Source organism: Microcystis sp. LE19-131.1A, assembly GCF_027532015.1.
In the GTDB taxonomy this organism is placed as follows: Bacteria; Cyanobacteriota; Cyanobacteriia; order Cyanobacteriales; family Microcystaceae; genus Microcystis; species Microcystis ichthyoblabe_A.
Genome location: NZ_JAPZSS010000259.1, coordinates 1 through 9,614 on the forward strand (window position 1 = coordinate 1; position 9,614 = coordinate 9,614).

The following is a 9,614-nucleotide window of genomic DNA, read 5'->3' on the forward strand; positions in this document are numbered from 1 at the left end:
TGAATGTGATTAAAGCGAGTCGCAGTGAATCCGCTCAGTCTAAAGAGAGAAAAAAACGGAATCAAGAGAACTTTCCTGTGCATAGCTTTCGGACTTTGTTGGAAGACTTGGGGACGATTTGCTTGAATACAGTGGAATGTATGATTAGGGAGGGAAGTTATCGTTTTTCTAAGATAACTCGACCGACCCAACTGCAACAAAAAGCGTTAGATTTATTGGAAGTTTCCCTGATTTGTACCCAGTAACGGGGCGGCGGAAATTCTCTTAATCCCTTCTACAGCACAGGTTATGGCTTTTTGTCAACGGGGAAATCCAGTTATAAAACGCCTCCAGATGGAGCGAGAGATCGTTCGGGCTAGTATCTCCCCGATACGGCTCTGCGCCCACCACGAGACCGCCTAAATTACCCTCTTTGCCCAGATCGGGAAAGCCGAGTCCTAGCGCATAGTACCAGATATCGGCACTACCGGAACCGCTAGTCCTTCGGGCGTTGGTGTAACCGAAGAAACCGTTAAGAATGACGTAGGGGTTAAACTGGAAGAAACCCGAAACCCCGTAGGAGTTCGAGGAAACCGGCCCGTTAAAGGGCGCGTTCGCGGGAGCCGTACCGATTTTCGCCCCTCCCGTGCCGAAGTCGAAGAGCGGTCCGTCCGGTTGATAAGCGTGGACATAGGTGAGCGCAATACCCGCGTTCGCGCCGGGCAACCAAGCTAGTTGGAACAGGGTGTTATATTCCCCGTTAAATAAACCGTTTCCCGGATTGGGGTTTCCCGATGTATCGTCTCCCGCCAGATAGCCGGCGCTAATGGTAAACTGTTTGCCGATGTTGTAATTTAGACCGACTCCCGAACCCCCGCCGAGGGTGTAGACGGGATTGAATTGGGCGAAGATACTGAGGGCTTTCCGGCCGTTCGTCCCTCCCCCGATCACGGGGTTAAGAGTCGGGGCGAAATCCCACCAGCGACCGCTATAGGCTGGGAGATAGACGTACAGATCGCCCACCGGAAACTCGTAGGCGAGCCAGTCGAGGACGATATCGTTGCCGTTCCCCGCCGGGAGGTTAAAGGTTTGGTTGCCCTGGGCGTTATTGGGGAATCCGGGGAGTCGCAATCGGGTCGTACTACTGGCCGCCAATCGGACGGTTAAGAGGTCTTTTCCAGTAAAGCTAGACTCCAAGGATAGACGAACCCGATCTTGAAACACAAGGTTACTTCCCTGTATCGAACCTTGGAACGCGTCGGTCAGGGCAAAGATTGCTTCTCCCTTCAGTTTTGTCGTCGTCGAGAATTGATGATTTTCTAGAAAAGCGGTGCGCTGTTCGAGATTGTCGATCCTGGCACCCAAGGCCGCCAACTCGGCGGCGAATTCCTCCGCCAATCGGTTAAGCTGAACGATATCCTCGCGGGCGATCGCTACATTTTCCTGAAGTAACCGCTCGATCGTGTTCAGACAGGCGTTTAAGCCCGCGGCGAACTCCCATCGCGTTAAGGCTCGATCGCCCCGAAAGGTTCTGTCGGGATAGCCGACGATACAGCCGTACCGTTCCACTAATTGTTGCAGTGCTTGATAGGCCCACGCACTCGGCGATACGTCCCGCAATTGGGAAACCGAAGTGATCTGGGCCATCGGCGGCTGGTTTTCTAAAAATTTTTCCTCGGCCTGCGACGAATTTGCGCTCGCGAGGGCTATCCCGACCAAAACCGAACCCGAAAATAATCGAACTAGAAATCCCTCGAACATACTTATAGACTCCTTCACCGCAAATTAAATACAGTAAGTTGATAGGCATACTATATTTATTGATTGATCGAGGAGTATGACACAAATTTCCGAGCGGCGCAAGTTTTGTCAGGATATCCAGACTCTTCGCTAGGTCGTTCCATTAGTTATTATCTATGGCTGCCCGTTTACTTTTTTGTCCGTTACTTAATTAAGGTATAAATGACAACCTTTCATCCAGCCAAAAGTCAGTCTGGGTATGAATTTTAAAATTCTATAAAAGAAAATTTATGTCTGAAACCAGCAACGCCAGAAATATTTGTCAAGTACAATTTATACAAAATTATATGAGTTTATTTTGATCAACAAACTTGACTTTTTTGGTCGGCTTGCCGTAGGATAATGAAATCTCGATGGACTAGCTAACTTTACGAATTTGTGATTAGGCTACACGAGAGAAATTAGCAGTAGTTTGATCATTTCTTTCCGAGAAATGATCGCTCTTTTCCTATTAGCCGCGAGGGAGTTGTATGGTTTTGAAACCAGAAAAGACACCCACCCGAAATCCTTCTCGAAAATCCCCGATCTATCGTTTTCTGACTCCGGAGCGAGCGATCTCTCTGGGAGCGGTGCTGCTGATCTTCGCCCTCTGGTATCTCAGTACGTCTTTAGGCTGGGCTAATCCCCTGTTTCTCCCAACGCCTGCAGCGGTTTGGTCGGCATTTGTCGATATTCTGCAAAGTGGCTACAAGGGCCACTCGCTTCTCTATCACCTTTTTCAGAGTATGTACCGACTGATGGCGGCGCTAGTGCTGGCGACTGTTACCGCCATCCCCCTGGGTATGTTATGCGGTTTCTCCAAACCGATCCGAGCAGCCCTTGACCCAATTATCGAGTTCTACCGACCGCTACCCCCCCTCGCTTACTACACCCTGTTAGTCATCTGGTTAGGCATCGAGAATCCGTCGAAAGTCGCCCTGTTATTCCTGGCCGCCTTCGCCCCACTTTTTCTAGCGGTGGTTTCCGGGGTGGAACGGATCTCGATCGACCGAATCAACGGCGCACGATCCCTCGGCGCTTCCGGCTGGCAGTTATTTTTCTATGTCATTTTCCCCTCCTGCTTGCCGGAAATCTTCACCGGATTGCGAACGGCGATCGGGGTTTCCTATTCCACCCTAGTGGCGGCCGAAATGGTGGCCGCTGCTTCGGGTATCGGTTGGATGGTACTTGATGCCAGTAAATTTCTCCGCAGCGATGTTATTTTCGTCGGCATTATCATCATGGGGTTAATCGCCATAGCGATCGACGCAGTGATCCGTTGGATAGAGAAAACCCAATTGCCCTGGATCGGTCGGGATGCCTGAGTTTTTTTCTTAGTGATTGTAACGAGATATCTTATGTTAATCAAACGTCGAGAAGTATTGTTAGGTTTGTTGGGCGCGAGTGTACCTGTGATCCTCTCTAGCTGTGTCGGCGAGAAGACAGGAAGTTCTTCCTCTTCGTCCCCCGCCACGACCGGAACACTTCCGGAAAAAATCCGCATCGGCTATCAGGTGATCCCCAATCCCGAACTACTGGCGAAAGCCTTGGGACTGGCGGACAAAGCCTTTCCTGATGCCAAGGTAGAATACATCAGCTTCGATTCGGGACGGGACGTGAACACGGCGATCGCCGCCAAAGGAATCGATTTCGGGGCGTTGGGAACAGTCCCCGCCAGCGTGGGTATCGCCAGTGGATTACCCTATCAGGTGTATTTTATCCTCGACGTGATCGGCGCGGCGGAGGCGTTGATCGTGAAGAAAGACATCAAGTTGATCGCCGATCTCAAGGGCAAAAAAGTGGCCACTCCCTTTGGTTCCACTGCTCATTTCTCCTTGTAATCCCTACTGGCGCTGGAAAATATTCCCGAGAAGGAGTTGAAGATCTTAGATTTACAACCCCCAGATATCGTCGCCGCTTGGCAGCGGGGGGATATCGATGCGAGTTACGTCTGGCAACCGAATCTCAGTAAACTTCAGAAAGACGGGGGAACGGTGCTGATCTCCTCGGCCGATCTGGCTAAAAAAGGCATTGTCACGGCGGATCTCGGGGTAGTGCGAACGGAATTCGCCGGACAGTACCCCGACGTGGTGAAGCGATATATCGCCGTGTTGGATGAGGCGGTTAAGACATACCGGAGCGATCCGGAAAACGCGATCAAAGCTTTAGCTAAGGAACTGAATATCACGCCGGAGGAAACGGCCGCCGCGGTCAAAGAGTTGATCTGGTTGGATTCGAGCGAACAGCAATCGCCGAAATATCTGGGGACGACCGACAATCCCGGTGACTTCGCCAGAATCCTTAAGGAATCGGCAGATTTCGCGGTCAACCAGAAAAAAATCACCAGCGCGCCCGATCTGGCTACCTTTCAAAAAAGCCTCCTTACCAAAGCCCTCTAGTTTCTGAAAGTCCATGAGTTACTCTTTTGCTGCGAAAACTATCTCCGATACCCCGAGGCGAGAAGTGATGATTTGCGAACTAGCCAATGTCGGTGTTACCTTCGGCTCAGGTAGCGAAGGAAATGAAGTCTTGCGGGACATTAATCTAAGCTTGTTCGCAGGAGATTTCGTCTGCGTGTTAGGCTCTTCTGGGTGCGGTAAGACGACGTTATTACGGGTCTTGGCTGGCTACCAACGGCCGACGACGGGAATAGTCACCGTCGCGGGGAAACGACATACCGAACCTGATCCCGATGTGGGGGTCGTGTTTCAACGTCCTAACCTGTTCCCTTGGTTAACGATCGCCAAAAATGTCGAGTTTGGGCCAAAAATGAAAGGAGTGAGCGATCGGGAACGAAAACAAAGGGTATCCGCCACTTTGGAGATGGTGGGACTCTCGGAAGCGGCGAATTTCTTCCCCTATCAGCTTTCCGGAGGGATGCAACAACGATCAGCGATCGCCCGTACCCTAGCCGCCGAACCAGCGATTATTCTCATGGACGAACCTTTTGGCGCACTCGATGCGCTCACCCGCGAATCGATCCAAACCCATCTCAGAGGCATTTGGCAGAGAACAGGGAAAACGATCTTTTTCATCACCCATGACGTGGAAGAGACTCTCTTACTCGCCACCCGCATCGTTGTCCTCCACGCTCGTCCCGGTCGCGTGGTTAAGGATATCGTCAATCCTTTCGCCCACCGTGACCACGAGGTAACCCCGGCTTCTTTGCGGCTATCCCGAGAATTCCTAGAGATGCGACAGAATTTGGTGGATAGTATTCGCAGCGACGAGATATAGTCACTTGATCCCTTTAGGGATTTCAATTTCTCGCTCTATTGTTTAATCATTACAGTTTATAATCACTTTTAAACAAATCACTCATTAGCGGCTAATCATGTTTGCCAGTATTATCCCGCAACCCAGCAGTAGGCTAAAGCGAGCGCTAGCCTTCCGCCGTGCCTCCCTGATTTTTAATCCCGTCTCAGGACAGGGCAATGCCGAAGCACAACTAGCAACGATCAAAGACTTATTGGAACCCCATATCGCTCTCACCATTTACCTCACCTCTTTAGAAGCAGCAGCCGAGCAGCTGACCCGTGAAGCGGTGGCACAAGGTACTGAATTAATTATTGCTTCTGGGGGCGATGGAACGGTTTCAGAGGTAGCGAGTGTTCTTATCGGCACAGGCATCCCTTTAGCAGTGATTCCTCGCGGTACAGCCAATGCTTTTGCCAACGGACTAGGATTGCCCACCACCATCGAAGAAGCCTGTATTGCCATTTTACAGGGAGCAACCCTGACAATTGATACAGCCCGCTGTAACGACACAGCCATGCTGCTGCTGGCGGGTATTGGTTTCGAGGCGGAAACAGTACAGGAGGCTGATCGAAAATTAAAAAACGAATTCGGCATTCTGGCTTATATTTTAGCGGGACTCGATCGCTTACAAAATCTCGTACCTTTTACGGCGGAAATTACCACAGAAAATGAGAAATTTACTGTCTCTGCCGCCGCTGTCACGGTGGCTAATATTGCCCCGCCTACGTCAATTTTAGCTCAGGGAGTCGGTCAAACCAAGCCAGACGATGGTTTATTAGACGTGACAATTCTGACCCCTAGCGATGCCCTAGAAGCCCTAGCCAACGCGATCGAGTTATTTGAAAGTGGACTGATTCACCAACCAACAGAAAGCCACCACATCGGCTATCTGCGAGCCAAACAAGTGCAGGTGACAACTAATCCCCCCCAAGCCATTACCATTGATGGGGAAATGGCGGGGCTAACTCCCACTACTTTTGAGATTGTTCCTGCCAGCCTAACAGTGGTCACTTTCTATGAACAAGTTATTCAAAAAAGGTTGCGCGGCTTGCTCGATTTAACGGTTGCAGAAGAAACACAAGTGGAAGTCCTCGTCGTTAAATACTATGTTCCTCCTCTCAATTGGGAAAGGACTTTAACTAAAGTCATCGCTGAAGTAGCAGAAACATCTATTGCTTGGTGGGAAACCTTCAGAAGAGCAAGCATCGAAGTGGGTGAACTCCTGATTAAAAGCCTCCATCAAACCTTAGCAGCAGTAGCAAAAAGCATTGATCAACTAGGAGAATCCTTGCTGCTATCTAATCGAGCAGAAGTGGAGCAGTTAGAAGAATCTATCCCGATGGGGGAAACTTTTCCGCCATCGACTGCCCCGGAAATTGTCCATCAAATTGCCGGACGAATTCGCTGGCGGATTCCTCGGCTGCGGAAAGATGCTGGCTATGCCGCTCAACTCCAGCAAATACTAGAGTCTGTCGAGGGAGTGACGGAAGTTAAGATTAATTCTATTGCAGCTTCCCTTGCAGTTAGTTATACCGAAGATAGCTTGTCAGTTAAAGAGTTTGAACAGAAAATTAAACTAGCAATAGCACAAGTTTAAAAAGTCAATAGTAAGGGGAAGTTGAGTCAGATGTTAGAAGTAGAATATCAAGTGATTCATGCGGTTCCGGGGCGCGTTCGCTTGCGTGTTCCTCGACTGCGCCAAGATGAGTATTATGGACTGAAAGTGCAGGGCCTATTGGAGGCAATAGAACCGGTAATTGAGGCTCAAGTATTTCCCGTCAATCAGGCTTTGATTGTCCAATATCAAAGAGCTGCTTTCTCACAAGCTCAGTTACAGCAACAATTAGCAACAACCCTCGAGCAAGCTTTAGCTTACCAACCAACTCAGCCCCTAGCGATTAAATTGCCGGGATATCAGTCGAATGGTTTAACCCTCTACGAACTTGCTCAAGCTCATAAAATTAAGCGTTGGTGGTTAGAAATTCCCAATTTTCTGACGACTTTAATTGCTAGATTTTTCGGTACAATCGGGAAGATCGCTGATTGGCTCATTCCAGAAAAATGGATCGATGAGACATTAAATTTTTGCGATCGCCTAGCGGAAAAATGGCAAGAAGAGTGGGATCAATTGAAACACCTAGCCGGAGTTGAGAAACATCACGATTGGCAACAAGTCTCCTTAGCAGAGTGCGATCATTTAGCGAAAAAAGTGCAGCAAAAAACCTTAGCAACTGCTGAAGTGGAAGGGACAATTGCCGGTTTGATAGGAGTTATCGGAGTAATTAGCGAAATCCCACTGTCAATAGTTCAATCTCTGCAAACTATTCAGAGAATTGGCTTGTGTTATGGTTACTCGACCACAACGGAACAGGAGCGGAATTTTGCTTGGATTATCTTAGCAGCAGCTACCGCCCAAACTCCGGAGGCTAAATGGCAAGCGGTGGATAATTTGAGAGACAGTCACAGGCAATTTTCTCGCCAAGCTTTTGACAATCTTCTCACCGAAATCGGCGACAAAGGTGCAATCTCGCTGGCAGCTGAAACGATTTTCCAGCAAGCTACTATCTATTTAGCACCGAGTTCAGTAGGTGGGGCAATTCCTTGGTTAGGTGCTATCTCTAGCGGCGTTGGTTTGAGTTTCTTTCTCAATCAAGTGGCGGATGCCGCTCGCCGTGCCTATCAAATGCGGTGGCTGCTGGACAATCAGAAACTTTCTTGTGAATTATGAATTATGAATTATGAATGGGGAAGAGAGTCAGTGTACCTCATTACTCTGAATACCGCTATATTAAGAAACAGAATATCTAAATCCTTGCTAAAAATTGGGTTGGCGTTGAAAGCGTAAAAGGATAGGTATAGCTAACCCAATGGGAATAGCTAAAGTCATTAAAAAAGCTTTTGTCATCATGCCTAGGGTGGTGGCAAGTAATAAAGAACTGGCATTCTCTGGTATGGTCATAATCTGAATTAAGCCGCTTGCTGCTTGAAACGCAAAGATTCCTGGTACTATTCCCACTACCGCCCCAAAAGCGATCACAGCCGGTGGCGCATGAAAACGATGAGAAAAATAAAGCGCCATTGTCCCCACAACAGCAGAAGCAATTAAATTACCCCAAATAATACCGGGGCCATGGTCAATACACAACCATCTTACCCCATGTCCCACCATGCCACAGATAATGCAAGCCCATAACATTTTCGGCGGCACATTAAAGAAAATGGCGAAACCCATAGCCGCTAATCCCGCAAAAATCACATCTTCCAATAGAGGCAAGGGAGAAACAGGATTACTGACAGGTAGTAAGGCGTTTGTAACCGTTGTCGAGAGAAGTAACCCAAAGGCGATTGAACTAAGAATCACCAAACTATACTCTAGACGTGCCATGCCCATGGGAATATGATTCTCGACTAAATCTAAGACTCCATTAATCAGATGAACCCCCGGTACTAACATCATCGACGGGATGAGAAAACAGATATTAGGAGTAGAAGTCCATCCCAGTTGAATTGCTATTCCCCCGATACATCCCCCCAAAAAAGCAGCTAGAAAATTAAGTAAAAAAGGATTAAAATGCCTTTTCCCCAGTTCTTGCCGTAAGATAACGCCCACTGCTGTGGCAATTCCCGTAATCACAAAGGAAGCCCAGTCTCCCTGAAAAATACGGGCTAAACTTGCACCTGTAAGGCCTAACATCAGAATAATGAACCAGCGAGGGTAATAAATAGGGGGATATTTATCGATCTTTTCTAATTTCTGGATTAACTCAGTCAAGGTTAAACGATTTTGCTGAAACTTTTCGATCGATAAAAAAACCTGAGTAATTAAAGCCATATTAACGGCAATGCTGGTGATGGGGCGACTAAAGTGTGAGGAATATTCATTTTCACTCTTTACAGTTAGTTTAATGGCTTCATATTCACAATATACCCGGACTTCTACCCCGAATTTTTCCGCTAATTGCTGAATGGTTTGATGCACTCGTTCGGTGGTGGTACTGTGCTGCAATAAGATGCGGCCAGTTAACAGCATCAGGTGAAAATAATCAGGAAAAGACGGAGATTTAGGGGATAAATAAGATTTTGAGGTCAAAGGATCGCACTCCACTTTGGTTTTTCTCCCTTTTTAATTAGAAATTAGACTTTGCAAAAAAACTATACCTGTGTCATCATACCGCACCTACATCTAAAAGAGTTGACTCTTCCAAAATGATGGAGGAAACTGTATAGCTTGCATTATGAACTTGAGGTGGCGTGAATTTTGCTTAAGGGGAAACACTTATGGCTCAAGTAAAGGTTTTCTATGAACCGGAAATCGTAATTAACAATTATGTTCTATCATATATTTTTTGAGTACGGCATTAATTAAAGTCTGATATTTTTGGGGAAATTGCTGTTTATACCAAGCAACAACTGAGGGATCAAGCTGAAGAGTTACAGGAACTTTTAGAGGAGAATTAAGGGACTTCCAGAGAATAAAATACCCAACAAAAAAATAGAAAAGTGTTTTTTTGAAAAAGTAATTATTTTTGTCTAGGAAAACAAAGAGTCTCCCATTACAACCTATTTTTCCGAAAAAAAATAGCAGCATAAACTTTTAT

Annotated in this window: 9 protein-coding genes and 1 pseudogene; 7 read left to right on the plus strand and 3 right to left on the minus strand. The window is 47.5% G+C overall.

All coding sequences use genetic code 11. The features are described from left to right. Positions 1 to 245 (plus strand): annotated as a pseudogene (locus O9323_RS18565) (IS1634 family transposase); the annotation flags it as partial. A gap of 19 nt (positions 246 to 264) precedes the next feature. On the opposite strand, the gene O9323_RS18570 reads toward O9323_RS18565, so the two are convergent. Continuing rightward, positions 265 to 1,740 (minus strand): iron uptake porin, encoded by a 1,476-nt coding sequence (locus O9323_RS18570; protein ID WP_288125560.1) that lies wholly within the window; start codon positions 1,738 to 1,740, stop codon positions 265 to 267. A 509-nt stretch (positions 1,741 to 2,249) separates the two neighbouring features. On the opposite strand from O9323_RS18570, the gene O9323_RS18575 reads away from it, so the two are divergent. The 6 genes from O9323_RS18575 (at position 2,250) to O9323_RS18600 (ending at position 7,744) form a co-directional block, all read left to right on the plus strand. Beyond that, entirely contained in the window at positions 2,250 to 3,083 is an 834-nt protein-coding gene (locus O9323_RS18575; protein ID WP_016515843.1) for an ABC transporter permease, read from the plus strand. A 33-nt stretch (positions 3,084 to 3,116) separates the two neighbouring features. Beyond that, positions 3,117 to 3,599 (plus strand): type 2 periplasmic-binding domain-containing protein, encoded by a 483-nt coding sequence (locus O9323_RS18580; protein ID WP_262382250.1) that lies wholly within the window; start codon positions 3,117 to 3,119, stop codon positions 3,597 to 3,599. 36 nt (positions 3,600 to 3,635) lie between these two features. Continuing rightward, positions 3,636 to 4,157 carry an ABC transporter substrate-binding protein gene (locus O9323_RS18585; RefSeq protein ID WP_228051214.1) on the plus strand — a complete coding sequence of 174 codons (522 nt, stop codon included), beginning with the start codon at positions 3,636 to 3,638 and terminating at the stop codon, positions 4,155 to 4,157. 13 nt (positions 4,158 to 4,170) lie between these two features. Beyond that, on the plus strand, positions 4,171 to 4,995 hold the full coding sequence (locus O9323_RS18590; RefSeq protein ID WP_016515845.1) for an ABC transporter ATP-binding protein: 825 nt from the start codon (positions 4,171 to 4,173) through the stop codon (positions 4,993 to 4,995). A gap of 97 nt (positions 4,996 to 5,092) precedes the next feature. After that, complete coding sequence (locus O9323_RS18595) at positions 5,093 to 6,613, plus strand: YegS/Rv2252/BmrU family lipid kinase (protein ID WP_149106815.1); 1,521 nt, start codon at positions 5,093 to 5,095, stop codon at positions 6,611 to 6,613. Positions 6,614 to 6,643: 30 nt separating this feature from the next. Further along, entirely contained in the window at positions 6,644 to 7,744 is a 1,101-nt protein-coding gene (locus O9323_RS18600; protein WP_149106816.1) for an EcsC family protein, read from the plus strand. Between the two features lie 87 nt (positions 7,745 to 7,831). Here the strand turns inward: O9323_RS18600 and O9323_RS18605 are convergent, their stop codons facing one another. Both O9323_RS18605 and O9323_RS18610 read right to left on the minus strand, forming a co-directional pair. Next, positions 7,832 to 9,046: a threonine/serine exporter family protein gene (locus tag O9323_RS18605; protein ID WP_288125561.1), complete on the minus strand. Its 1,215-nt coding sequence runs from the start codon at positions 9,044 to 9,046 to the stop codon at positions 7,832 to 7,834. Positions 9,047 to 9,334: 288 nt separating this feature from the next. Then, a complete protein-coding gene (locus tag O9323_RS18610; protein ID WP_253845516.1) occupies positions 9,335 to 9,604 on the minus strand; it encodes a BrnA antitoxin family protein in 270 nt (89 codons plus the stop codon). Positions 9,605 to 9,614 lie beyond the last annotated feature (10 nt).